This window comes from Actibacterium naphthalenivorans, assembly GCF_014196965.1.
Taxonomy (GTDB): Bacteria; Pseudomonadota; Alphaproteobacteria; order Rhodobacterales; family Rhodobacteraceae; genus Actibacterium_A; species Actibacterium_A naphthalenivorans.
Window position 1 is genome coordinate 1 of sequence record NZ_JACIEQ010000013.1, and the last position, 24,863, is coordinate 24,863.

Consider the following 24,863-nt stretch of genomic DNA (forward strand, 5'->3'; position numbering starts at 1 on the left):
AGCTTACAAGGCGATCAGAAATGCCACGCTGTAAGCCATGTTCAGGCTTCGTTCTTCCTTAGCGTGGTTCTACGAAGAAACCTTCCGATGGGGCCAAAACGATGCGACAGAACCCGTGCGATTGCCACCAACGGCGTGCCAGACCGGGTGGTCATCGACAATTTGCGCGTCCGTCAGTCAGAATATGTTGCTCATAATTCAGCCTCCGCAAGGAGGCTGAATCACGCCGCACGGGCAAAATCAATAGGCCCTGACCCCAAGCCTACGTCAGGCGGGGGACAAGAGCCCTTCCTCTTTCAGAGCTTGCAGGACAGCCGGTCGTCCACCGATCCGCTGCGCGTATTCGACGAGCTTCGGCCAAGGAGACATGTCCATCTTGAGGAAGTTGCACCAACCGAGCACCGTGAAGAGATAGGCGTCGGCGACGGTGAAGCTGTCGCCGACAAGATAGCCGGCACTTCCAATGCGCTTCTCTGCTTCGGTCAGACGGTTGGCAGCCATTTTTTCGAAGAAAGGACGGGCTTCGACCGGCAGATCAGGACGGAACAACGGCGCCATTGTCTTGTGAAGCTCTGTAGAGATGAAGTTCAGGGTTTCAAGAAGCTTCCAACGCTCATCTCCCGTCACCTTGCCGAGTTTTCCGTCTGCCTTGTCCGCAATGTATTGCAGCACTATGGCAGCCTCAGAGATCTTGGTCTCGCCATCGACGATGGTGGGGACCAGACCCAGTGGGTTGATCTTGCTATAGTCCTCACCATCGACCTTGTTTCCCGCCGGGTCCATCACGACCATTCGGCAAGTCGTGGGTATCTCCGCCTCCAGACAACTGATGTGAGCAGCCAACGAACAGGCCGCAGGTATGTAGTAGAGTTCCATTTTCACAGTGTTTCCTTCCTTTGTGTTTCAGCACAGGTACCCTGAAACTGCAGACGGAGTATATGTCTCAGAAGCGCCAGACCAGACCGGTTCCGACAAGCAGAGGATCGAGCGTCGCACTACCTGTCGCTGACGGCCCGCCGACGCCCAATGTGCCACTGACGTCAGCATCGAGCCAGATTTTCTTGACGTCGAAGTACATACCCATCCGCTCATTGATCATGCTTTCGAAACCGACCTGTAGAACGGCACCCCAAGCATTTTCCGCCTCGAAGCCGGCCACATCGCGCCCGTCCGAATCCAGAATGATGGTATAGTTGATGCCCGCGCCGACATAGGGCTCGAACCTCCGATTACGGGTCGGAATGCGGTATTGGAGTGCGAGAATCGCAGGTGCGTAAGTCACATCCCCGAGATAGGCCCCAGCAAGGCTTCCTTCGCCGCGAATCTCTGCGGTGGGTGGGATTCCGAATGTGAAGGTGGCGGAAAGCTGAGGGTTGATGCGATAGCCGATATCAAAGCTGAGCGAGTAGTTGTCGTCGACCGAAACATCGGCGCCGGGGAATGGCGCACCTCCGACCGACAGTTCGGCACCGGGGCTGAAGTATATCCCCACGGGCCCCCCCCGGAGATACCAGCCGTTCTGGTCTGCATCCTGTGCTTGGGCAGCGCAAGTTTGGGCTAGAGCCAGACAAGCGCTGAGTGTTGCCGTATAGTAAGTTTTAAACATAGTTTTCCTCCCTATGTGTTGGACTTTTTGGTGATGGCGTTGCCCAGGTCTTCGCCTGGTTGGGTATCTTTTTGTGCTTACAGTAGCTTACGAAGGTCTGGTGCTGTGATCAGCGAGTCGTCAGTCACTGCGTAGCCTTTCGACATGAGGCGGCGAACGATCGCCATGTCGCGGGGCGCGCCGAAACAGATGGCACCGACCAGCCGATCACCGATGGCCGAGAAACGGGTGAACGACTTTCCTTCGCCCTTGCGCACAAGCAAAGTTCCCCCAGCGGGCTGGTTATCGCCGATCATCTGAATGTTGAGGTCGTACTGATCAGACCAGAACCAGGTGTTGATTGCATAGGGCTCCCTCTTCCCCAGCAAGTTTCTTGCGGCCGCAGCGGCCTGGTCCTGCGCATTGGCCCAGGATTCCATCCGTGTCGGCTGGCCACCGCCAACCCGCATAGCCGCCACATCCCCGGCCGCAAAAATCAGCGGGTCGGACGTGCGCAGAAATTCATCTACGATGATGCCATTGCCCGTCTCCAGGCCAGCCTCCCGCGCGATCGCATCATTCGCAATCGCGCCGATCCCGACGACGACCATGTCAACCAGCAGCGTTTCCCCGTTTGACAGAGTCACGCTTTCAACCCGGTCATCTCCGCCTACCGTCACGATTGAGGTATTCAGATGGATCACGGTGCCATTGCCACGGTGCACATCAGCCAAAGCGACACCGACATCCTTTGGCAGACTGCGGGCGCAAAGCCGGTCGGCCAGTTCGACGACCACCGCTTCCATCCCGCTTTTTCGGGCTGTTGCTGCGACTTCAAGACCGATCCAACCCGCGCCAATCGACAAAAGCCGCTTTCCAGGCACCATTTGCGCGCGCAAACGCTCGGCATCAGCAATCGTACGCAGATAGAAAACATTGGCTTTTCCCGCGAAGGGGCCATCAAGCATGCGGGCGCGACTTCCGGTCGCGATCAGCAGGCGGTCATAGGGCAGGCTTGCTCCCGAAGAGAGCCGTACCACATGCGCGTCGCGGTCGATTGCTTCGACGCGTTGGTTGAGCTGAAGGTCGATGCCAAGATTTTGCGCGGCCTCGGCGTTCAGCAAGCAAGTGCTCTGTGCATCTGCCGTACCCTGAAGAACCGCCTTCGACAGCGGCGGGCGGTCATAAGGGAACTGCCCTTCTTCGGAGAGGACCGTGACAGTGCCCTCAAAGCCTTCTGTTCGCAGCGTTTTCGCCGCGGAGACCGCAGCCAAACCACCGCCTATGATGATGATACGTTCCATCGGAGTTTTCCTCAGACCATGATACAGATGACGCGCAGACCTGTGCCGCGCGTCATCTGTTGATTACTTGTCAGCGCCGCAGCGCGGCACTGTCCTGAGTTAGGAACCCACCTTGAAGCTCTCGGGGAACGGAGCCCCCCACGAGCTGAAGATGCCCGGCTTGTCCGCGCTCCAGATGAACGGGCCTGCCTTGTGGTCCACACAACGCGGCATTTCCCCCGAAAGCTCATACCTGTTGCCATCCGGCGTGAAGAAATAGGAGTAGAGATTCGAGCCTACACCGTGCCGACCCGGGCCTGCTTCCGTCATGACCCCACCGCGTGCGACCTGATCGAGCATGAGCTTCATGTATTCCATGTTCGGGATCGTCCATGCGAGATGGTCGAGCGTCTCATGCGGCGCGCCCGCAAACATTGCGACGTCATGGTGATAGTCGCCGACATGCATCCAGGCCGCAAGACGCCCTGCGCCTCCGGGGAACTCGACAATGTCAGAGGCATAGAAATCGACATGCTTGCGCAGGAATTCGATCGTCTGGGTCGCATCCGGACCGACGCGCAGCGTGATATGGTCGAGGTCAAGCGGCGCCAGACCGCTCAGGTGGTTGGCCTTGCGAGCAGCCGGGTTATAGTAGTGTTTGCGCGCTTCAGACCGCAGCAATGCAATCTGCATCTTCTGGTTTTGGGGCGGCAGGTCGAATTCGATGATCTTCTCGACACCCGGATCGCAGTCCGTCATCTCCCGGACCTGGACGCCGGCATCGGAAACCCGCTTGCTGTAGCGATTGAGGTCATCCTCATCATCCGCAGCGATCGCAAAGCTGATGACGCCGGTACCACCCTCGGTCACGGCCACATCGAAAGTTCCGTCGGTCCCACAGGTCAGGTAAACAGTACCGTCTTGCCGAGCAATTTCCTCAAGCCCCAGTACAGTGGTGTGAAACCGCACCGATTCCTCGAGGTTCTTAACCCGCAAGTGCGCGTGCGACAGTTTTTGAAGAGCCATACTATTCCTCCCTATGGATGGTTGGCGTTGATGTCAAAGCTCCTGCTGGAGCGTTCTTTCCATAAATGTGATGCGGTCATTCCCCCACCACATCTGATCACCCACAATCATCGTGGGCGTACCAAACACACCTGCCTCATGCGCGGCCTGCGTGCTCGCCTCGTATTGGTCTGTAGCATCCTTCGATGAAACCCAAGCCGACAGAACATCGGGATTCCAGCCGAACTGCTTCGCCAATTCATCCAGCAACGCCGGGTCAGCCAAGTCTGCACCCTCTCCCCAGACCCGGTCCCACGCAGTCCGGATGAAGGCTTCTCCCTCGCCTTTCGCCATTGCATAAAGAAAAGCCTTGTTGAGCTTCTCGGACGCGAGTGACTTCGGAAAGGTCAAAGGCAAACCATATTCCTCAGCCCAACGGTTGAGATCCTTGCTCAAATAGCGAATCTTCAACGGCAGGCTGACATTTGGTGGTGCGGTATTCCCCGCCATGAGTTTGAGTTGCGGCAGGTTCACGACATGGGGCCGAAACTCCAGACCGTATTGCTTGCAGATCCCCGGCACCTTGTGAAAGGCCAGATAAGCGAAGGGGCTCATGAAATCGAAGTAGAAGTCAAGATGCCGACCGGTCACTTGCCGCTCTCCGCCTCAAGCTCCGCAGCGAGTTTTGCCCATTGACGCCCGGACTCGCGCGCGCCTTCCAGAGCCGTTGCGGGAACCAGGTGGTAGGGCGGACGGCAAGGTCCAGCGACCATCCAACCTGCCGCATCCATACGGGCCTTCTCGATGCCGATGTTATAGACCGAGAATTCCTTGAACGAGCCGTTGGGGAAGAGGGTCCGATAGGTCAAACCAATCCTGTCGGTCAGTTTTTTGGCTTGGGTCCAATCGCCAGTCTCTACCGCCTTGGCCACAAGGTCGCGAAGCTGGATCACAGGTGCTGGCCCGCAAACCGCGCCACTGGTCCAGAACGCCGTGCAGTGTTCGGGGTCGAGCCGGGCGGCGGCGTAATAGTCCACATCAAGCGGCATCAGTCGAATGCGGCGCTTGGTCAGGTTCAGGTCCGTATAGAGCGCTGCCGTGTTTATGTACTTGGCAGATACGATCTGCGGAATTTCGGAGATCTGCGCCCAGAAAGCACGCGGGAACTCGAACTTGAATGCCTCGGGGTTGGCATATGCACAGATAGCCATGTCCGGGCACGCCTCGGCCACATCACGAAAGAACTGAACTGCTGTCGGCACATCAGGCTGAACCCACATCGGCGGCCCCATCATCACCCCGTTAAGCCCGATCTCGCGCGCGGCACGGGTCATGCTGATGGAGTCGCGGGTGTTAAGGGCGGTCGCCCCGCCGAAGATGGGAATGCGACCGCGACCGGCTTCGACCAGCGTGCGCATGAAGGCTTGCTTCTCTTGCCATGTTGTCGTGGCTCCCTCTCCCAGGGTGCCGAGAGAAAGAATCCCGTTCACACCAGAGGCGATCAGAGCCTCGACGACACGGGCCGTTTCGTCCAGATCGACCGTGTCTTCAGCGCGCGGATCCGACGCGTTGGGCTTGGACGGCGTGGGCATGATCGCCCAGCAACCTGTCACGTCATCGACCGTGAGCAGTTCATGTTTCATGGCTTGAAGCCCCGATTTATGTGAGTTGTTTTGCGTGGATTGGCATGGTGCGCAGCCAGGGCGCACCATGCCGGACAGTGTCACTATGCGCCGAGCGGAACCGCGTTTCCACGGTCTTCCCGCCAAAGCCCGAGCTTCTCCTGGCAGACGCGATCGGAGTAAGAGAACAGCACTGCATCGCCGTCCGCCTCATGCGTGACGGTATGCCAGCTCGGAACGACGAACAGATCCTTCGGACCCCATTCGTAAGTCTTTCCATTGATCACACTGCGACCGGTGCCTTCAGTGACGACAAAGACCGTTGCGTCTGTCGACCGATACGGCCGCGACTTGAAGCCTTTCGGAAGGAGTTGAAGGCAGGGCGAAATCGTCGGCATCGCCCAGCCGCCGTCGACCGGGTTGACATAGCGCATCTTGATACCGTGGAAGGGGTCGACCTCACCCTGCTTCAAAAGATGCTCGAGGCCTTCGCGCGAGCGTTCGTAAGGGTAATTGAAGATCGGCGACGCTACTCTGGTCGCTTCGTAGTCGACCGGAAGCATGTTGGCACCGTAGCGCCAGCTGCTGTCTTCGGGCTGGCGGGTGATTGGCTGCTGATCCGCGTGATGCTCTTCTGCGAAAGAGGCGTCGAACACCGACACGATTGGAATATCCAGACCGTCGAGCCAGATCATCGGCGCGTCGCTGTCATTGCCGTGGTCGTGCCAGGCTCCCGGCGGAGTGATTACGAAATCGCCAAAGTTCATCACTGTGCGCTCGCCATCGACTGACGTATGCGCGCCGTTGCCCTCCATCACGAAGCGCAAAGCTGACTGGCTGTGGCGGTGCGCGGGGGCAACTTCGCCCGGCAGGACGATCTGAAGGCCAGCGTAAAGCGACGTCGTAATCCGGGACTGACCGCGCAGGCCTGGATTTTCAAGCACAAGGACGCGCCGCTCGGCTTCCTTCGCCGTGATCAGACTGCCCGCTTCCAGCAGGTAGGCCTTCGCTTCGTCGAAATGCCAAAGGTGCGGCAAGCAACCGCTTTTGGGCTCAGGAGTGATGATGTTCGACAAAACAGTCCAAAGTGGGGTATAGGACCCGCTATCGATCTTGTCATAGAACATCTTTCGTTCTGCTGTTTCCACAGGCTTTTCGGTCAGCGACATATTTATCCTCCGTTTGGCGCGATCAGATAGAAAGCGTCACATATATCAGAACTGGAACTCTGGGGTGGTGACGGTGAGACCATCGAGATCTGCTGTCAGGCGAATCTGGCAAGCAAGCCGGCTGCTGTCCTGCCTGTTGGCCGCAAACTCCAACATACTGGCTTCACCTTCGCTGGTCGGCGGAAGCAGAGAAAGCCACTTGGGGTCAACATAGACCTGACAGGTCGCGCATGCGCAAGCGCCGCCACAATCCGCATCAATTCCCGGCACGCCAGCCATCGTCGCAGCCTCCATCAGAGACTGCCCCTCGCGCGACGATACCTCACGTCGCTCTCCCATCGAATCAATGAACACCACTTGGATCGACATAGATATTCTTCCTCCCAGCACGTCGTTCGAATCGAAACTGCTCCACTCAAGGCAGGCTTGCCCACCCATTTTGGAACAATAACGACGAACTTATTCCTCCGTTTGGCTGCCTTTTTCGTGCCTAATCCCGCCTGACCATGGTCATTCAGGCGGATCAATGGCATAAACTAAGCATGCATACTACCTTATATGCATATCTTGCTGCTGGTAGTCAAGCGATTGATGGCCAAGGCCCTGACTCAGACATGACCAAACCCGAGCCCGGGTTTTCCGGTAACGCGCTCCAAGGGTAAAAGACGTCCATCTGCTGCCCGAGGTTGTCGGTGGTATCGAAGGGTGTTATGCTATAAGCAATCAACAATGAAAAAGAAGATGGTCGGCGAATGAAAGATGATACCGAACGGAGACAGCCCGAAACCTTGGGTGGCGACTCCGATTTTCGGGTCATTCAGGACCATCCCGCGCATCTGATTCGGCGTAGCTACCAAGTCTTCTTGTGTGCCTTCGACGAGGCTATGGCTGGCCTGCCGTTGTCGCCTGTGAGCTGGATCATTATCGCAACAGTGCGAAATTTCCCGAGTCTGTCCGTGACTGAAGTTGCCCGGCGCGCCGCAATAGACAAGGCGAGCTGTGGACGAACTGCAGGCGCGCTTGAGAAGCGCGGGCTGCTTTCGATCAAGAAGAGTGATACGGATGGCAGAGAGAAACTGCTCGACATCACCCCTGCCGGCGAGGAATTGTACGGCAAGGCGTTTATTCAGGTCATGAAGCTGAAGTCGCTGCTCCTGGATGGAATTGATCCAGAGGTGCAGCGTCAGTTCCTGACTTCCATGGCAGTGTTTGTTCATGCATCACGCAAGAACACACGACCGTCAATTCCGACCGCACGTGACGCCGACATGGATTGAGACAGTCATAGCGATTGCAGCTGGCCACCCACAAGCAGATGGCCAGCTTTTCTTGGCGTCAGGTGACGTCGATTTCCATCGAGCCGATCCGGTCGATCCAGGCATGGATCTTGTTGCCCGGCTCAATCTGCCCGACGCCCTCGGGAGTCCCGGTGAAGATGACGTCGCCCACTTCCAGTGTATAGAATCGGCTGGCCATCTCGATCAGTTCCGGCACGCTCAGCACAAGATCACGCGTATTGGCCTTCTGCCTGGTGACGCCGTCAACCTTCAGTTCGAAGTCGAGCTGGGACGGATCGGTGATTTCATCGGCTGTTACAAGCCACGGTCCCAGCACCGAATAGCTGTCTATGGACTTGCGCATGCTGCGTTCCTCGGCGCCGCGCACCGTCATGTCAAGCCCGATCGCATATCCTGCGACGTACTCCAGCGCGCGCTCCGCTGACACCCTGTCGGCGCGTTTGCCGATGATGACCGCAAGTTCGATTTCGTGATCGCTGCGCCGATCAGGGAAGCGCAGTGTCACCGGCTCGGAGGGGCCGATAAGACTGCTGGTAGCCTTCAGAAACAGGCCGGTCTCGTGGATCACCCGCACTTGGGCTGCATTGCCCTGGTGCAGATCCTTCTGCGCGCGCGCCTCTTCCAGGTGCTTGACGTAGTTCACAGGCGCCGCGACAAGCTTGCCGGGGTTTGCAACCGGTGAATCGAAGGCCAGTTCACGGACTGGTCTGCGCTCTCCGGTCCTGGCAGCCACAAGGAATGCCTCCTTGAGCTGATCGAGATGTGCGATCAACGGGTCATGCCGCGGCAACGGGTAGCGCAGTTGCGGCAAAAGGTCGAGGGCCGAGGTGACATCGACAACCTCATCGTCCTGAACAAGACCGATACGGTCCTTGTGGAAGCGACAAATCTTCATTTCTTCTCCTTATCAACGGGCACCCGGCCCGGCGATCCTGGGGTCGGGTCGCCGGGCCGGGGTGACTAGTTCTCAGCGGTCGTCGCGGATCAAGCCAAACGCACGGGGAGTTCTTCCAGACCTCTGAACCGTGTGTTGTGCTGAAAGCGAGCTTCGCCGTTGCGCACCAAGGTCGGCAGCTCCTTCAGCACGGACGCAAGGGCGATCGGGGCCTCCATCCTGGCAAGCGGCCGACCGAGGCAGACATGGATCCCCGCACCGAACGCGACATGATTGTTCGGACGGCGCGCAAAATTCAGCCTGTCGGGGTCTTCGAACACACGCTCGTCCCTGTTCGCCGAAGCCTGGGCAAGAACCACCTCGGTGCCCGCCGGGATCGTGCCATTACCACTGGCAAGTTCCACATCGTTCGTCGTTCGCCGCCCCTGAAGCTGGAGCGGCGTGATGAAGCGGATCAACTCTTCGAGTGCCGTGGGCAGAGCAACCTCACCCTCGACCAGCTGACGCTTGCTCTCGGGGTCATCCATCAGGAAATGCATCGACTGAGAGATGAGGTTTGTCGTGGTCTCATGGCCGCCATTGAGCGTCACGATGCACATGTGAAGAATTTCGGCGTCACTGACCTCAACGCCATTTCGCTGCGCCGCAGCCATTGCGCAGAGGATGCTCTCGCTCGGGTCGATCGTGCGGCGCGCCTTGATCTCGTCGAGAAATGGCAGGAGATAGCCCATGAATTCCGTTACCGCTTCATGGCCTTGCTTGATCGCTTCGGCCGACACCTGCGGGTTGAGCGGGAAAAGCACCTTGCGCCCCACGCCCTGGATATAGTCAGCATCTTCAACCGGAATGCCGATGACCCTGCAAATGAGTGCAACCGGGATGCGGAAAGCGAAATCGCGCACGAAGTCGAACTCGCCCATTTGCTTGACCTTCTTGATTTCACGGTCAATCACGTCTTGGGTAAAGTCCGTCAGAGACTTGATGGATGTCTGAGAGAAGAAGGGGTTGACGATATCGCGCAACCGGTCGTGATCGGGGTTGTCACGGAAGAGCATCGTCGATGTGTGATGCTCCAGCAGGGGGCCCTTGCCAAATTTCTTCTCAAAGTACTCGCCCTTGTAAACGAGACCTGACAGGTCGCGCCAAACCTGACGCACATCGTCATAGCGCGTCAGAAGAACTGTGCCATCTGCTTGCCGGTGAACAGGATCACCATCGCGCAACAGGCGAAAATACTTGCTCGGATCGTCGAAATAGTCATCCGGCGGAGCCAATAGATTGAAAGCTTGCGCTTTCTCAGAGTCTGTTTGATCAATTCTCGCGGCTTCGGTCATTTTTCCCCCTGTATTCCACATCAATGAACCACTTGTAACATAGGCATTCGTAAGCATGCTGTCAATTTTCAACTTGGACACGCCCTTGCTTTTGTCCATGTCAGAAGATGAAGCTTCAGCCTTTCGCGCTCCCCCCACATGCGCGGCACGCTCCTCTGCGGCGATCTGCCTTTAGCCGCAAGTCGCGCCCGGAAGGGCCTGGACGAATGCGGCGATCGGGGCAAGGGCTGCAAGGTCCACGCCGGTTTCAACGCCGCAATCCCGGAACAGGCTCACGACATCCTCGGTGGCGACGTTGCCGCTGGCACCGGGAGCATAAGGGCAGCCGCCAAGCCCACCAATCGCGGAATCGAAGACGCGTACACCCTGATCATAAGCCGCGCGCACATTCGCCGTGCCATGGCCGTAGGTATCATGCGCATGCATCGCCCAAGCGGAAACGGAGGGAAAGCGCGCCATCGCCGCCCTGAACAATTCCGCGACCTGCGCCGGTTCGCCGCGGCCAGTCGTGTCGCATAGGCAGATCTCGGCATCGGGGCAGATTTCCAGCGCGCGTTCCAGAAGATCGAGCACGGCGTTGGCAGGTGTCACCCCCTCGAACGGGCAATGGAATGCGGTGGCGAGGTTGAACCGCAGCCGCAGCCCATCGGGCGCCTCAGCGACAAGCCGGGCGTAATCGGCGAGGGCCTCATCCGGCGTGGCGCGCACGTTCGAACGGCTGTGGCTTTCCGAGACCGAGATGACATAGGACAGAAACTCCGCTCCCGCCGTGATTGCCTTCAGGCCATAGCGGGCATTGGGAACCAGGACCTGCGGCACGACATGACCCTGGGCCAGAACCTCGGCCAGAACCTCGCCGGCGTCGGCGAGTTGAGGGATGGCGCGCGGACTGACGAAGGAGGTGATCTCCATCCGTTTCAATCCTGCAGCGGCAAGGTCGCGGATCACGGCGATCTTGGTCTCGGTCGGGATGAAGGGGCCGATGTTCTGAAAGCCATCGCGGGGACCAACTTCAACGATCTGGACGGCGGTCATGCTATTACTCCCTTCTGGTAGAGCAACTTGATTTCATCCTGCGAGTAGCCCGCGATCTCTGCCAGAACGGCTGCGGTATCTTGTCCGACCTCCGGGCCGGTGCAGCGGATCGTGCCAGGGGAATCGGGGAAATGCGGCACAATGCCGGGATGAAGCAGGTCGCCATGTAGCGGGTCGCTGACTTCGCGCACCATGCCGCGGGCGCGGAACTGCGGATCATCGGCAATTTCCGCAGCGGTGTAGATCAGCGTCGAAGGGATGTCTGCCTTGGCCAGAAGCTCTGTCAGTCGACCGGCATCGAACTGCCTGGACCAGGCAGAAATGGCCTCGTCGAGTTCGTTGACGTGTTTGAGGCGGCCCGCATTGGTCTGCAACTCCGGCCGTACCGCCAGATCTTCGCGCCCGATCAACGCTGTCAGCCGCTGAAACAGAAGATCTGAATTCGCAGCGACAATGACCCAACGGCCATCTGCCGAAGGATAGGCGCTGGTGGGAGCCGCCGACGCGATGCGCGCGCCGACGGGTTGGCGCACAAGGCCGAGCGCACCGTACTCCGTGACGATCCCTTCCGTGAGCGACAGCACGGCTTCTGTAAGCGCTACATCGACGGTGCTGATGTCCCCATCCTCGGCTCCGCCGCTGCCCGTCCGACCGTCTCGGCGCAAAAGACCGGCGAGAACGCCGATCGCTGCGTAAAGTCCGGCAACGGAATCGCCGATGCTGATGCCGACGCGTGGCGGCGGCAGATTGGTGGTGCCAGGAGGATGGTCGGTCAGGTGACGCAATCCGCCGATCGCCTCGCCAATGACGCCAAAAGCGGCGCGGTCACGCAATGGGCCAGTCTGTCCGTAACCCGAGATATGGGCCACTACGAGACCTGGCCGCAGCTCCTGCAGCCTTTCACGATCGAAGCCGAGACGCGCCAGACCCCCGGGGCGCTGATTCTCGATCAGCGCATCAGAGCGCGCGATGATGCGTCCCACGGCCTCGACTCCTTCGGGGCTTTTGAGATCAACCGCAACCGAACGCTTGTTGCGGCCATGAACGCTCCACCACAGTGACGCGCCGTTGGATTGCGCGCCCCAGCCCCGCACAGGATCCCCATCGGGCGGTTCGATCTTGATGATCTCGGCACCAAGATCGCCGAGAATGCGAGTGGCGAACGGAGCGGCGATGAAGTGGCCGATTTCGACAATGCGGAGGCCGCTAAGGGGTGGCGGGGCTTCTGGTCTGGTGTTCATGTGTCCTCGTCGAGATATCCGGCGTCTCGCTCGCTTCAGGAGTGTCCGGCTTCTGTTGGTGTTGCGTCATACCGCATCTGGTTGGTGTGCTGGCGCGGCCTCACGGAAAGCGGGCAGCGCATCGGCTGCATCGAATATCCGCGCGATGGTGGGCCAACGGCTTGTATCAATGTCGAAACGTTGGTTGTTCCAGACCTGGGCATAGAGGCAGCAATCCGCGAGCCCCGGCGTATCACCATGGCAGAAACGCCCGGTGCGACTGTCCTGCGCCAGCATGATTTCAAGCGGATCAAAGGTGGTTTCGACCCATTGCGTGAACCAGGCTTTCTGAGCAGCCTCGTCGGCACCGAATTGCTCGGTCAGGCGAGTCAGGACGCGCAGGTTGTTCAGGGGGTGGATCTCGCAGGCGATCATGTATGAAAGCGCGCGCACACGTGCCCGCCCGTCTGCCCCCTCAGGCAAGAGCCGCGGTCCGGGTTGGGTTTCGTCGAGCCATTCGATGATGGCAAGCGACTGCACAAGAACCTGGCCATCGTCGCTTTCCAGAACCGGCACAAGTCCGGCGGGGTTCAGCGCCAGGAATTCGGGCGTACGGGTTTCACCTTTGCGCAGGGCATAGGGCACATATTCATAGGCGACGCCCTTGAGGTTGAGGGCAGCGCGCAGCCGCGTCGAGGTCGATGAGCGGAAGAAATTATGAAGGCGGAAGGTCATTCGACGTGTCCCTTCGCGCGCGGCCCGATGGTCGTGGTAATCTCGCCCAGCCCACTGATCGAGACGACGCATACATCGCCCACCTGCATCGCGCCGACGCCCGCAGGCGTGCCTGTCATCACCAGATCGCCGGGCCGGATCTCCATTGACTGCGACAGGATCGAGATGATCTCTGGCACCGACCAGATCAGGTCTTGCAGATCGGCGCTTTGCTTGACGGCACCATTTAGCGTCAACTGGATCCGGCCCTGCTCGGGCTTGCCGACCGGCGCGCCAGTGTGGATCGAACCGATCACCGCCGAGCGATCAAACGCCTTGCCCCAGTCCCAGGGCCGTCCTGCCGCACGGGCAGCAAGCTGCAAGTCCCGTCGCGTCAGGTCGTTGCCGATGGCGTAGCCGAAGATGTGGTCGCGCGCCTGTTCCTCGGGAATATCCGTGCCAGCCTTGCCGATGGCGATCACCAGTTCGGCTTCATAGTGGAAGTTCTGCGTTTCGGGCGGATAGGCGACGACCTGCCCATCTTCGACAACGGCATCGGCGGGTTTGGTGAAGAAAAACGGCGGATCGCGATCCGGATCCTTGCCCATCTCTCGTGCATGCTCGGCATAGTTGCGTCCGACGCAGAAGATCCGACGCACAGGGAAACGCTCGTCCCGACCGGCGATAGGCAGGCTGACGGCAGGAGGCAGCGGGAAGCTGTAATTCATGGAGGTTATTGTCCTTTCCTCGTGGTCGTAATTCAGCGATGTGGCATCGTAGGATGCATTCATGTCGGCACTATCGCCCTGCGCAGCAACCGAAGTGCCACCATGATTGCGACACCCAGGCCATGGAGCATGAGGGTGTATCCGCCACCCAATGCTTCCGGCAGAAGAAGCAGCACTCCGCCAAAGCCCAGGACTGCGCGTTCGTAGCCTGACAACATGCCCCCGAACCAGCCAACCATGGCGGCGGATATGGCATAAACCCCAATTGCCGCAGCAGACGTGGTCAGCAGGATTTCAACCGGGGTTCCCTGCATCAGCAGGGCAGGCGTAACCACGAAAATGAAAGGAACGATATAGGCTGTCCAGCCTAGCCGCATCGCAACGAATGCTGTCTGCATCGGCGGGGCCCCGGCCAGCGCCGCAGCGAAGAAGGCGCCGATGCCGACAGGCGGGGTCACCATTGACATCATGCCGAGGTAGAAGATGAAGAAATGGGCAGCCATGGGTGTGATCCCGGCCTCTACCAGCGGAGGTGTAAGAAGGACCGCCAGCAACAGATAGACGGCAACCGTCGGCATCCCCATGCCAAGGACAACACTGGCAATGGCCGTGAGGAGCAAGAGCAGCGGAAGGCTGCCCCGACCGATCTCGGCCAGCGCGAACGTGCCGACAAAGCCCAACCCGGTGATGTTGAGAACACCGATGATGAAGCCGGCGGCAGCGGCGATCATCAGGATCTCGGTCATGGAGATGCCGGCTTCGGCGAGCGATTGCCAGATCATGCGCAGAGTGATGCGCCGGCCACCATAGCCGTATGCGACGCCGCAGATCAGGGCAACGCCGGCCGCCCAGAGGGCCGCCGTTTCCGGTCGCTGGCCCAGCCAGAACATGCCGACCACGATCACTGCAAACGGCAGGATGAAGATACCCCCGCGACGCAGAGTGTCGAGCGCAGAAGGAATTTCATCCTCACGCAGGGGGGCGATGTTGGCCTTGGCGGCCTCAAGATCAACCTGACAGTACACCGCAAAGTAATAGAGCGCGGCCGGGATGATCGCTGCAATCGCGACCTGCGCATAGGAAACGCCCAGGAAATCGGCCATAAGGAAAGCGACTGCGCCCATGACCGGGGGGGCGATCTGCCCTCCGGTCGAGGCGACGGCCTCGACTGCGGCAGCCATCCGGGGCCGATATCCCGAGCGGATCATCAGCCGGATGGTGACGACGCCGGTCGCGACGATGTTGGACACCACAACCCCGGAGATCGTGCCGAAAAGCGTCGAGGCCAGGATCGAGATCTTGGCCGCTCCGCCGCGGCGGCGCCCCAGCGCGGCAAGCGCGATGTCGTTGAAGAACTCGCCCCCCCCCGCCCGCACGAGGATCTGCCCGAACAGCACGAACGCGGCGACGACCGTTACCGACACGTTCATGGTAAGGCCGAGCATGCCATTGGCATCGAACCCGATATAGGAAAGCAGACGATCCGGTGAGACCTGCCGCGTTTGCATCGCACCCTGAATCATGTGGCCGATCATCCCGTAGCCCCCGATGAAAAGCACCACCACGACGAGCGCCCAGCCCACCACCCGCCGCAGCCCCTCAAGCACCAGCAGGACAAGCATCCCGGACATGATCACGATATCGACCGGGGCGGACATCACCCGCGAGACGATATCGGCATAGTTTATGGCAACATACAGCGAAAGACCAAGCCCCAGGACGGCAAGAATCCAGTCGATGGTTCTACCACCGTCCGCCGGAACATTCTCGTCGCTGCCGCGTGGATCCTTCTCGCCGACGCTGCTTCTGTCGATCAGGAACACCAGGCCCAGCCCAAGCCCCAGGGCGACGGCCAATATCTGCTCGACATAGACGCTCAGCCCGAGGCGGCTCGGCGCGTCGAACCCCACAGCGACGGCCAGCAGCGAAAGTGCCACCGCCTGGGTTTGGACGGCAATCCGACGAAATGTTGGCAGCCGACTGCCAGTTGTCTGAGTCAAAGCCTGTTTCCTCCACAATGAGCGAATGCAAAAAGGACTGCGCCGGGAAATCTCCCGGCCCAGCCCTCCGTCATAACCGTGTCAGTCAACAGCGCGAATGGCGACGCCCCGCTCGGCGAAGAAGGCCGCTGCACCAGGGTGATATTCCACACCCGGATAATCGACATAGGCGGTTTCAATGTTCATCACGCGAAGCGGAGGATAGGCATCGCCGATCGCACCCACATTGTCGAAAATCGAGGCCAGCAGCGCCTTGACCTGTTCGTCGGACACATGCTCACCAGCAACAAGGACGTTGTCCCATGTCAGCATCATCATCGGCGCATCGACACCCACCCGCACCGGCGAGGGCGTCACCTCTGAGAAGTAATAGGCCGGGCGAAACTTGCGAATCGTTTCGAGCGCCTGCTCATCCGAGGCGACCTGAAGATAGCGGACCCCGCCCACCATTGCGCCGACCTCAGCGACCTTCGGCCCGCCGACAGCGAAGAAGGCCGCATCCGTCAGACCCGAGGCCAGAGCATCGACATTGCGAATGATATCGGGGATCGGCACTTCAACCACTTCACCATAGCTGATCCCGTCCGCCTCGAGAAGCGCACTCACCAGCGGACGGTTCAGCGGGAAAGCCTCCCAGCCCGAGGGCACACGCTTTCCGGCAAGATCGGAGACCCGCGTCATGCCGGAATCTGCCCGGACGAACAGCCCTACCGCAAAGGGATTGATCTTGGCCACAACACGCAGATTCGGCAGAGCCGCCGAGTAGTCACCCTCCCCGGCGACCGCTACGATCATGTCATTGATGTCAGTCATCGTGAATTCGGCGTCTTTGCTGTCGACGGCCTGAAGCATCTGCGCGTTGCCGCTATATGCCTGAACAACCAGCCGCCCGCCGCCGCTTTTCTGGGCCTCGGCCGCAATGACCGAAGCCATCGTATTCCACACCGAACCCGCAGGAGGTGTCGTGATCGATGTAACCTGTGCGGAGGCACCGCCAGCCGCCGTCACTGCAAATACCATCGCGCCAAAAACGCGCGCCAAAAACGTCCTCATCTTCTCGCCCCCCATGCTGAACTCGCTCCCCCGCAAGCCCTTGCCCTTCCCCTTACCAGTTCCGGACTTGCTTGAAAAGCATGCTTTTCATATTGTCAACGGCCCCTCAAAGCGATAACAATCCGGCCCACGCGTCTGCGAGGAGCCGGATGCGGCGGAAATCGATTCCAGAGGGAGGAGCCTACGATGAACGTAAAGGCAAATGTTGGCGCGGCGGGCGCTTATTCTGATGCCCAAATTCTTGCAATGGTCGACGAGAAGAGCGGTAAGTTCGACCCTAAGATCTATGTTGACGAGTCGCTTTATCGCCTTGAGCTTGAGCGCATTTTTGCGCGCACCTGGGTTTGCATGGGTCACGAGTCGCATATCCCGAATTCGGGCGACTTCACGACCGCCTATATCGGCGAGGATCCTGTGGTCGTTGTGCGCCAGAAAGACGCCAGCATCCGCGTGTTCCTGAATCAGTGCCAGCACCGCGGAATGCGCATCTGCCGCGCCGATTCGGGCAACGCCAAGGCATTTACTTGCACCTACCATGGTTGGGCATACAATCAGGGCGGTGATCTGGTCAGCGTCCCGATGGAGAAGGAAGCCTTCGGTGGTTGCCTGAACAAGGCAGAGTGGGGGCCGAAGCAGGCGCGCGTCGAAACCTACAAGGGTCTCATTTTTGCGAACTGGGATGCCGACGCGCCGGGGCTCGACGAATATCTGGGTGATGTCAAATTCTACATGGACATCATGCTCGACCGCTGTGAGGCCGGAACCGAGGCGATACCCGGGATCCAGAAATGGGTCATTCCCTGCAACTGGAAGTTCGCGGCCGAGCAGTTTGCTTCGGACGCTTATCATGCGGGCACCACCTCGCACTTGTCCGGCATCATGGCCGGTGTGCCGGAAGATGTGGATATTACCCAGGTTGCCCCTCCGACGGATGGTTTGAATGTCCACCTGGAGAACGGCCATGGTTGCGGCCTCTTCTTGCGGAACCCGATGTTCTACATGACTATTGTTGGGCCGAAGGTGACGGAATACCTGACGACCGGGCCAGCATACGAAGAGGCAGTGCGGCGTTTGGGTCAGGGACGGGCGGATGTGAACCTTTGCCATACCAACGTCTTCCCGAACTTGTCGTTCCTGGCAGGGATCAACACGGTCCGGATGTGGCAGCCTCGCGGCCCGAACGAGATCGAGGTCTGGACCTTCACTCTCGTTGACAAAACTGCCCCGCAGGAGATCAAGGATGAATGGCGTCGCCATACATCGCGCACTTTCTCGGCGGGCGGCGTGTTCGAGCAGGATGATGGCGAAAACTGGTGCGACATCCAGCAAGTGCTGCAGGGTCATGTTGCCCAAAACCAGAAGTTCAACATCGAGATGGGCTCGCATACAGTGACGGCCGATAATCCCGAGGGCTTCCCCGGGCTGAGCTTCGCATACACCTATAGTGAGGAGTCGGCGCGAGGCATGTACCGTTATTGGACGCAGATCATGACCGCACCGGATTGGGATGCAATCCGCCGGATCGAGCAACAGCCGCTCGCGGCGGAGTAACGTTCAATCGGCGGCAAATGTCCGCTTATGTATCAAACGTCTGCCGATACGCCTCGGCAGACACTTTTCGATGAGGGAGGAATAAGATGCTCGATGATACTTTCAAGGCTGCCTTCGAAAGCAAGCCCAAGGCCGTTTCTCTGGAGCTTCAGCATGAAGTCGAACAGTTCCTGTATTGGGAATCCAAGCTTCTGACGGATCGCCGGTACAAAGAGTGGTTCAGCTTGCTGGCTGAGGACCTTCACTATTGGATGCCGATCCGCTCGACGAAGATCATGCGCGAAGTCGCTCAGGAATATACCGATGAGCACGGCTTTGCCCATTTCGACGACAACTGGTACACGATGAAAGGCCGGATTCGCAAGATCCTGTCCGATGTGGGCTGGTCCGAAAACCCGGCCTCTCGCGTGCGTTATCTGATCGGGAACGTCATGGTCGTCCCGGAAGACGAGAATACGATCAATGTCGTTTCGGCGTCGATGGTGTACCGGACGCGGCAAGAACGCCAACTTGACGTTTTCGCCTGCGAGCGCCGGGATGTCCTGCGTCGGGTTGAAACCGAAGCGGGCTTCGAGATTGTGCGCCGCACGATCCTGATTGACCAGAGCACAATCCTGTCGAACAACCTCAGCTTTTTCTTCTAAGGAAGCAAATATGGCATGGATCAAGGCGTTCCCTTCGGCAGATGTGCCGGAGGGGGATATGAAAGTATTCGAAGGTGGCCCTGAGCCGATAATGGTGTGCCGGGTGGACGGCGAAATACACGCCGTCCAGGACACCTGTACGCATGACACGTGGTCACTCGCGGACGGTTTTATCGAGGACGGAGTTGTCGAGTGCAGTCTGCACTTCGCGAAATTTTGCGTCAGAACCGGCAAGGTGAAGGCCCTGCCTGCTTGTGAGGCACTCAAGGTGTTCCCCGCAAAGGTTGACGGCGACTTCATATACATCGACTGCTGAAAAGCCGCGTCAAAAACAGGGAGGAATTACAATGCAACTCAAGGATCAAGTCGCGCTCGTGACGGGCGGAGGGTCCGGTCTTGGACTCGCCATCGTGGAACGCTTCGTCGAGGAAGGCGCACGTGTTGCAATCTTTGACCGCTCGCAAGAGCGCATCGACGACGCGGTGAAAGCGTTTGGCGACAAGGTCGTCGGCATCGCGGGCGACGTTCGCAAAGTGGACGACAACAATCGGGCGGTGGCCGAGTGCGTCAGCGCCTTCGGCAAGCTCGACACGTTCGTCGGAAATGCGGGCATCTGGGACTACTCGAAAACCATGGTCTCGACAGAAGATGACGAACTGTCATCTGCTTTCGACGAGATGTTCGCCATCAACGTCAAGGGCTATGTCCTCGGAGCCAAGGCGGCATTGCCAGAGCTTTACAAGACCAAGGGCCACATGATCTTTACCGCGTCGAACGCTGCCTTTTATCCAGGCGGTGGCGGTGTTCTTTACACGGCAACGAAGCATGCGGTGGTCGGCATGATCAAGCAGATGGCGCATGAATTTGCACCGCACGTACGGGTCAATGGCGTCGCGCCAGGTGGTATCGGTGGCAGCAACCTCGCCGGAACCAGTGCCCTTTCGCAAGAGGGAATCAAGTTTTCCGATATTCCGCTCGACGACCTGATGAAGCAAATGCTGCCGCTTGAACGTGCATTCAATGCGCGGGAATATGCTGGCGCCTACGCCTTCTTCGCCAATCGTCGCGACAATACGCCGGGCACTGGTGCCGTACTGAATTTCGACGGCGGTATCGGCATGCGGGGCTTTGGGTCTCCGAATATGGGCGCAGAGCTCGTTGCAAAGTTCGGCGCAATTTAACCATAGCCGTGCGCACGGATAGGCCGTGCGCACAGTTGAAACTGGGTCGTTCTCTGGACGAATCCTCGGGAGGCTTTTGGCTGACGCAGGTTTCAAGAACAGAGAAGTAAACTTAAAAGGACATGGAATGACTGTTCAGCTCTATATCGACAATGAGGCGCAGAATGCCACAGACAACGCCACATTTGAACGCTGCTCACCTGTAAGTGGCGAAGTCGTGACGCGTGGCGCAGCTGCCACGCCAGGGGATGCCGTGGCCGCGATCGAATCTGCCGAACGCGCCTTTGCGTCCTGGTCGCAGACTGGTCCGGGCCAGCGCCGCGCCCTGCTCATGAAGGCCGCGGAAGAGATCGAAAAGCGCACGGAAGATTTCGTTGTCGCCATGAAAGGCGAAGTCGGGGCCGGCGAACTCTGGGCACGCTTCAATGTCATGCTCGCGGCGAATGTTTTCCGCGAAGCCGCAGCGATGACCACGCAGATTCAGGGCAGTACTATCCCGTCTGACAAGCCGGGAACGCTGTCGATGACCGTAAGGCAGCCGGTAGGTGTGATCCTGTCGATCGTGCCTTGGAACGGGCCGATTGTGCTGGCAGCACGGGCCATTGCCTATCCGCTGATGTGCGGCAACACCGTTGTTTTCCGCGCCTCGGAAACCTCGCCCAAGACCCATGTGCTGGTTGCTGAGGCCGTCCATGCGGCCGGTTTCCCCGCAGGAACGCTCAACTTCGTGATCAACGACCCAAAGGACGCACCCGAAGTCGTAGAGGCAATGATCGCGCATCCAGCCGTGCGGCGTGTCAACTTCACCGGTTCGACGCATGTTGGCCGGATCATTGCTGCGGCTTGTGGCCGCCATCTCAAGCGTAGCCTGATGGAACTCGGCGACAAGGCGCCCATGGTGGTCCTCGCGGATGCGGATATCGACGGCGCAGTGGATGCGACCATCTTCGGCGCCTTCCTCTATCAGGGCCAGATCTGCATGACGACCGAGCGTGCCATTGTCGATGAGTCTGTCGCCGATGCGTTCGTCGAGAAACTCGCCGCGCGGGCAGCACAGCTGGAGGCGGGCGATCCACGCACTCAGGCGGCTTGCGCGCTTGGTCCGATCATCAGCCAGGGCGCAGTTAATCACCTGAACAGTTTGCTTGCCGATGCGACCGAAAAAGGTGCGAAGATTCGGACTGGCGGGCTTGCAGGCAGCACCCTGATGTCGCCGACTGTGCTCGATGGTGTCACATCTAAGATGCGCATCTACTCCGAGGAAGCCTTTGGTCCGATCTTGCAGGTGATCCGTGTCAACGGCGCGGACGAAGCTGTTCGGGTGGCCAATGACACTGAATACGGCCTGTCTGCTGCTGTCTTCGGGACAGACATGGTACACGCACTTGATGTCGCAATGCGCATTCAGACTGGTTCAGTGCACATCAACGGCTCTACCGTCGCGAATGAAGCCCAAGCGCCTTATGGCGGCACGAAGGCCAGCGGTTGGGGCCGGTTCGACAGCACTGCGGTGATTGATGAATTCACCGAACTGAAGTGGATTACGATCGAACAGCCGTCTCAACAGTATCCCCTGTAAGGCAGGCCAGAAACCGGGCGGATGAGGTTGGGAAAATGATTGTCATCGGTGATGGTGATGATCTTATTCGCATCCGCCCGGTCAGAATCTGTCGGCTGGAGTGGGCAAAAGCTGGTGGGTCTCATCCGGAATGCGGTCATCGCCCAGTTCGATCCCGGCAAAGCGGCGCATCGCCTCGCTGTCGTAGAGGGTCTCCTCGGCCATCGGGTCGCTCAGAGCATACCAGTTCTGAAGGAAATAGACCCGCAGCATCACCTCCAGAGCCATCGGTGGCCGACCGCCCTTTGGCCCGGCCTTGGGATAGTGCGGCACGATCAGCGCAAGCAGCCGAACCCACGGCACCACCGCATCCATCTCCGCCAAGAACAACTCCCGCCGCGTCCGTTTCTTCTTCATGGCGTCGCGCAGGCCGGGAAGGGCGGGCTGTTTCGGCATCGCAAGGACTCCTTGCAGGGACACCCAAGTCTACCAGATCAGACGAGAATCGAGAGGTTTTTCAGACGTTCCTTAAACAACGGCAATCTTGCGCCCTGTTGTCAAGCCATTGATCTTCTCTATCATACTTTGCGCATCAATTTTGTAGTATTGGTACAGCTCGCCAATAGTCCCAGTCTGCCCAAAGCGTTCCACACCCAACGGAATCGTCTGGTGGCCCTGAACCGCACCGAGCCATGACAATGTCGCGGGGTGTCCGTCAATTACCGTGAGAAGGCGGCAATGCGGCGGCAAATCTTGCAAGAGGCGTTCAACATGACTAGTCGCGCCCTGCTGGCCACGCGCCCGAGCGCGCTGTGCCGCCGTCCAGCCCGCGCTCAGCCGATCCGCCGAGGTAACGGCCAGCACGCCGATGTCACGCCTCGCATCCGCCATAGCGCCTGCGGCGCGGATCGCTTCGGGCGCAATGACACCTTGATAAGCGATCACCACCTCGCAGTTGGGTCCGGGCCGACGCAACCAATAAGCGCCGTCTATAGTTCCTTGCTGCCAATCCCCATTCGGGCGCTTGCCGGGCTGTTCCACCGGGTTGGTCGAGAGCCGCAGATAGACGGAGCCGCCGGCTTCATCGCGCAGCCAGGTGCGCTCGTCAGGATTGCCTGAACCGTCCCGCTGGAGATAGCCTAAGGCCCACTCCATGATAACTGCCAATTCATCGGCAAAGGCGGGCTCAAAGGCGGCCAGTCCGTCCTGGCTCATCCCGATCAAGGGTGTGCCGATGGATTGATGCGCACCGCCTTCGGGTGCCAGCGTAACGCCCGAGGGCGTACCTACCACCATGAACCGCGCATCCTGATAGCAAGCGTAGTTCAAAGCATCGAGCCCGCGCGCCACGAAAGGATCGTAGAGTGTCCCGATCGGGATCAGCCGCTTGCCGAACAGTGAATGCGACAGCCCCGCCGCCGCCAGCAACAGAAACAGGTTCATCTCGGCGATGCCAAGTTCGATGTGTTGACCTTTCGGCGTGAATTCCCATTTCGCGGTTGAGGGGATGCGATGCTCGATAAAGGCATCGGCCTGCTCAGTGCGGGCAAACAGCTTGCGCCGGTTCACCCAGGGGCCGAGATTGGTGGTGCCGGTCACGTCGGGCGACATCGTCACGATGCGCTCCGCCAGATGGCTGTCGCCTTTGGACAAATCATCAAGGATCTTGCCGAATGCCATCTGTGTCGAGATCTCGCGGTCAGATGACAGGGCAATCTCGGGAACCGGCAATACCGCGTCGGTGAAGCGGCGACGACCTTTGGCAAAAAAGGGCACCTTGTCGAGGAACTTTTGCAGCGCGGCGGCGTCTGGCACGGTGGCGAACTTGTCCCACTCCTGCCCCGCCGGCACGCCCATATGTTGTTGCCAGTCGGCCATCTGGTTCTTGGTCATTAAGCCACCGTGGTTGTCCTTGTGGCCCGCAATGGGTGTGCCCCAGCCCTTGATCGTATAAGCAAGAAAACATGTGGGACGGTCGTCGGTGACATTGGCAAACACCTCGGCCATGGTCTCGACACAGTTGCCGCCAAGATTCTCCATCAGCGCCGCGAGTTCCGTATCATTGCGCTTGCCGATCAGCGCCGTCACCGGCCCCTGATCACCAAGATCATCCATCAACCGCTTGCGCCAGACCGCGCCGCCCTGATAGGTCAGGGCGGAATATTGCTGGTTCGGGCAGGCGTCGATCCAATCGCGCAGGGCGTCGCCACCCTCTTCTTCAAAGGCCGCGCGCTGCAGAGCGCCGTACTTCACGCGAATGACATTCCAGCTGAAAGCTTCGAAGATTTTTTCTACTCGCGAAAACAGGCCTTCGCGCACCACACCGTCTAATGACTGGCGGTTGTAGTCGATGATCCACCAGCAGTTGCGCAGATCGTTCTTCCAGCCCTCTTGCAACGCTTCATAAATATTACCTTCGTCCAGTTCGGCATCGCCGACCAGCGCCACATGGCGGCCAGCAGCCAGGTCGCTGCTCCAGTCTTTGGCCATCAAGTAATCCTGCACGATCGACCCGAAAGCGGTAATCGCCACGCCCAACCCCACAGAGCCGGTCGAATAATCCACGTCGTCCACATCTTTGGTGCGGCTGGGATAGCTTTGCACGCCCTCGAATCCGCGAAAGTTCTTCATCTTATCAAGCGTTTGATGACCCATCAGGTATTGCATGGCATGAAAGATCGGCGAGGCGTGCGGCTTTACCGCTACACGATCTTCGGGTCGCAGCGCGGAAAAGTATAGCGCCGTCATGATCGACACCATCGAGGCCGAGCTGGCTTGATGGCCACCAACCTTGATTCCGTCTACCTTTGGCCGGATGTGGTTGGCGTGATGAATCATCCAATGCGACAACCACAACAAACGGTCCTGAAGCGTTTTGAGATGGAGTGTGTCAGATGTCATTTTCGGCCCTCGCATTCAAAGCTTGAAGTGTTGCGAGACTAGCATCAACAATCTGACGCTTCTCGCCTAGTTAACGACTACTTTATG

The 24,863-nt window shown here is 59.1% G+C and carries 23 protein-coding genes and 1 pseudogene; 6 read left to right on the forward strand and 18 right to left on the reverse strand.

The window, feature by feature from the left end:
* Positions 1-267: 267 nt before the first annotated feature.
* From GGR17_RS18435 to GGR17_RS18470, 8 genes are all read right to left on the reverse strand, one after another.
* Positions 268-876, reverse strand: a complete 609-nt coding sequence (locus tag GGR17_RS18435; RefSeq protein ID WP_038068037.1) for a glutathione S-transferase C-terminal domain-containing protein — start codon at positions 874-876, stop codon at positions 268-270.
* A 67-nt stretch (positions 877-943) separates the two neighbouring features.
* Complete coding sequence (locus tag GGR17_RS18440) at positions 944-1,606, reverse strand: OmpW/AlkL family protein (RefSeq protein ID WP_082386789.1); 663 nt, start codon at positions 1,604-1,606, stop codon at positions 944-946.
* Positions 1,607-1,683: 77 nt separating this feature from the next.
* Positions 1,684-2,889 (reverse strand): NAD(P)/FAD-dependent oxidoreductase, encoded by a 1,206-nt coding sequence (locus GGR17_RS18445; RefSeq protein WP_054540694.1) that lies wholly within the window; start codon positions 2,887-2,889, stop codon positions 1,684-1,686.
* A 99-nt stretch (positions 2,890-2,988) separates the two neighbouring features.
* A complete protein-coding gene (locus GGR17_RS18450) occupies positions 2,989-3,894 on the reverse strand; it encodes a VOC family protein (protein WP_054540695.1) in 906 nt (301 codons plus the stop codon).
* Between the two features lie 33 nt (positions 3,895-3,927).
* The gene (locus GGR17_RS18455; protein ID WP_054540696.1) at positions 3,928-4,524 is read right to left on the reverse strand and encodes a 2-hydroxychromene-2-carboxylate isomerase; all 597 of its coding nucleotides are present in this window, start codon (positions 4,522-4,524) and stop codon (positions 3,928-3,930) included.
* The gene (locus GGR17_RS18460) at positions 4,521-5,516 is read right to left on the reverse strand and encodes a dihydrodipicolinate synthase family protein (RefSeq protein WP_038068042.1); all 996 of its coding nucleotides are present in this window, start codon (positions 5,514-5,516) and stop codon (positions 4,521-4,523) included. The genes GGR17_RS18455 and GGR17_RS18460 overlap by 4 nt, the downstream gene beginning before the upstream one ends.
* An 83-nt stretch (positions 5,517-5,599) precedes the next feature.
* Positions 5,600-6,664 carry a gentisate 1,2-dioxygenase gene (gtdA, locus tag GGR17_RS18465; protein WP_054540697.1) on the reverse strand — a complete coding sequence of 355 codons (1,065 nt, stop codon included), beginning with the start codon at positions 6,662-6,664 and terminating at the stop codon, positions 5,600-5,602.
* Between the two features lie 45 nt (positions 6,665-6,709).
* Complete coding sequence (locus tag GGR17_RS18470; protein ID WP_037209930.1) at positions 6,710-7,033, reverse strand: 2Fe-2S iron-sulfur cluster-binding protein; 324 nt, start codon at positions 7,031-7,033, stop codon at positions 6,710-6,712.
* Positions 7,034-7,416: 383 nt separating this feature from the next.
* On the opposite strand from GGR17_RS18470, the gene GGR17_RS18475 reads away from it, so the two are divergent.
* Complete coding sequence (locus GGR17_RS18475) at positions 7,417-7,941, forward strand: MarR family winged helix-turn-helix transcriptional regulator (protein WP_054540698.1); 525 nt, start codon at positions 7,417-7,419, stop codon at positions 7,939-7,941.
* 58 nt (positions 7,942-7,999) lie between these two features.
* Here the strand turns inward: GGR17_RS18475 and GGR17_RS18480 are convergent, their stop codons facing one another.
* The 8 genes from GGR17_RS18480 to GGR17_RS18515 form a co-directional block, all read right to left on the reverse strand.
* Positions 8,000-8,857: a fumarylacetoacetate hydrolase family protein gene (locus tag GGR17_RS18480; RefSeq protein WP_038068048.1), complete on the reverse strand. Its 858-nt coding sequence runs from the start codon at positions 8,855-8,857 to the stop codon at positions 8,000-8,002.
* A gap of 89 nt (positions 8,858-8,946) precedes the next feature.
* On the reverse strand, positions 8,947-10,191 hold the full coding sequence (locus GGR17_RS18485; RefSeq protein ID WP_054540699.1) for a cytochrome P450: 1,245 nt from the start codon (positions 10,189-10,191) through the stop codon (positions 8,947-8,949).
* Between the two features lie 171 nt (positions 10,192-10,362).
* On the reverse strand, positions 10,363-11,226 hold the full coding sequence (locus GGR17_RS18490) for a hydroxymethylglutaryl-CoA lyase (RefSeq protein WP_054540700.1): 864 nt from the start codon (positions 11,224-11,226) through the stop codon (positions 10,363-10,365).
* Positions 11,223-12,467 carry a CaiB/BaiF CoA transferase family protein gene (locus GGR17_RS18495; protein ID WP_054540701.1) on the reverse strand — a complete coding sequence of 415 codons (1,245 nt, stop codon included), beginning with the start codon at positions 12,465-12,467 and terminating at the stop codon, positions 11,223-11,225. The genes GGR17_RS18490 and GGR17_RS18495 overlap by 4 nt, the downstream gene beginning before the upstream one ends.
* A gap of 66 nt (positions 12,468-12,533) precedes the next feature.
* The gene (maiA, locus tag GGR17_RS18500) at positions 12,534-13,181 is read right to left on the reverse strand and encodes a maleylacetoacetate isomerase (RefSeq protein ID WP_054540702.1); all 648 of its coding nucleotides are present in this window, start codon (positions 13,179-13,181) and stop codon (positions 12,534-12,536) included.
* On the reverse strand, positions 13,178-13,888 hold the full coding sequence (locus GGR17_RS18505) for a fumarylacetoacetate hydrolase family protein (RefSeq protein ID WP_054540703.1): 711 nt from the start codon (positions 13,886-13,888) through the stop codon (positions 13,178-13,180). Before GGR17_RS18505 ends, maiA begins: the two co-directional genes overlap by 4 nt.
* Before the next feature lie 59 nt (positions 13,889-13,947).
* Entirely contained in the window at positions 13,948-15,888 is a 1,941-nt protein-coding gene (locus tag GGR17_RS18510; protein ID WP_054540704.1) for a TRAP transporter permease, read from the reverse strand.
* Positions 15,889-15,969: 81 nt separating this feature from the next.
* The gene (locus tag GGR17_RS18515; RefSeq protein WP_235974541.1) at positions 15,970-16,956 is read right to left on the reverse strand and encodes a TAXI family TRAP transporter solute-binding subunit; all 987 of its coding nucleotides are present in this window, start codon (positions 16,954-16,956) and stop codon (positions 15,970-15,972) included.
* A 171-nt stretch (positions 16,957-17,127) separates the two neighbouring features.
* Between GGR17_RS18515 and GGR17_RS18520 the strand changes: the two genes are divergently transcribed.
* From GGR17_RS18520 to GGR17_RS18540, 5 genes are all read left to right on the forward strand, one after another.
* Positions 17,128-18,492: an aromatic ring-hydroxylating dioxygenase subunit alpha gene (locus GGR17_RS18520; RefSeq protein WP_054540705.1), complete on the forward strand. Its 1,365-nt coding sequence runs from the start codon at positions 17,128-17,130 to the stop codon at positions 18,490-18,492.
* Positions 18,493-18,578: 86 nt separating this feature from the next.
* Positions 18,579-19,136, forward strand: a complete 558-nt coding sequence (locus tag GGR17_RS18525) for an aromatic-ring-hydroxylating dioxygenase subunit beta (RefSeq protein WP_054540706.1) — start codon at positions 18,579-18,581, stop codon at positions 19,134-19,136.
* A 10-nt stretch (positions 19,137-19,146) separates the two neighbouring features.
* A complete protein-coding gene (locus GGR17_RS18530) occupies positions 19,147-19,452 on the forward strand; it encodes a non-heme iron oxygenase ferredoxin subunit (RefSeq protein WP_082386790.1) in 306 nt (101 codons plus the stop codon).
* Between the two features lie 31 nt (positions 19,453-19,483).
* On the forward strand, positions 19,484-20,317 hold the full coding sequence (hcaB, locus tag GGR17_RS18535) for a 3-(cis-5,6-dihydroxycyclohexa-1,3-dien-1-yl)propanoate dehydrogenase (protein ID WP_038068063.1): 834 nt from the start codon (positions 19,484-19,486) through the stop codon (positions 20,315-20,317).
* A 127-nt stretch (positions 20,318-20,444) separates the two neighbouring features.
* The gene (locus tag GGR17_RS18540) at positions 20,445-21,896 is read left to right on the forward strand and encodes an aldehyde dehydrogenase (protein ID WP_054540707.1); all 1,452 of its coding nucleotides are present in this window, start codon (positions 20,445-20,447) and stop codon (positions 21,894-21,896) included.
* 117 nt (positions 21,897-22,013) lie between these two features.
* On the opposite strand, the pseudogene GGR17_RS18545 reads toward GGR17_RS18540, so the two are convergent.
* Positions 22,014-22,331: pseudogene (locus GGR17_RS18545) on the reverse strand (transposase); the annotation flags it as partial.
* A 72-nt stretch (positions 22,332-22,403) separates the two neighbouring features.
* Positions 22,404-24,776, reverse strand: a complete 2,373-nt coding sequence (locus tag GGR17_RS18550) for a 1-deoxy-D-xylulose-5-phosphate synthase N-terminal domain-containing protein (protein WP_054540709.1) — start codon at positions 24,774-24,776, stop codon at positions 22,404-22,406.
* Positions 24,777-24,863: the final 87 nt, after the last annotated feature.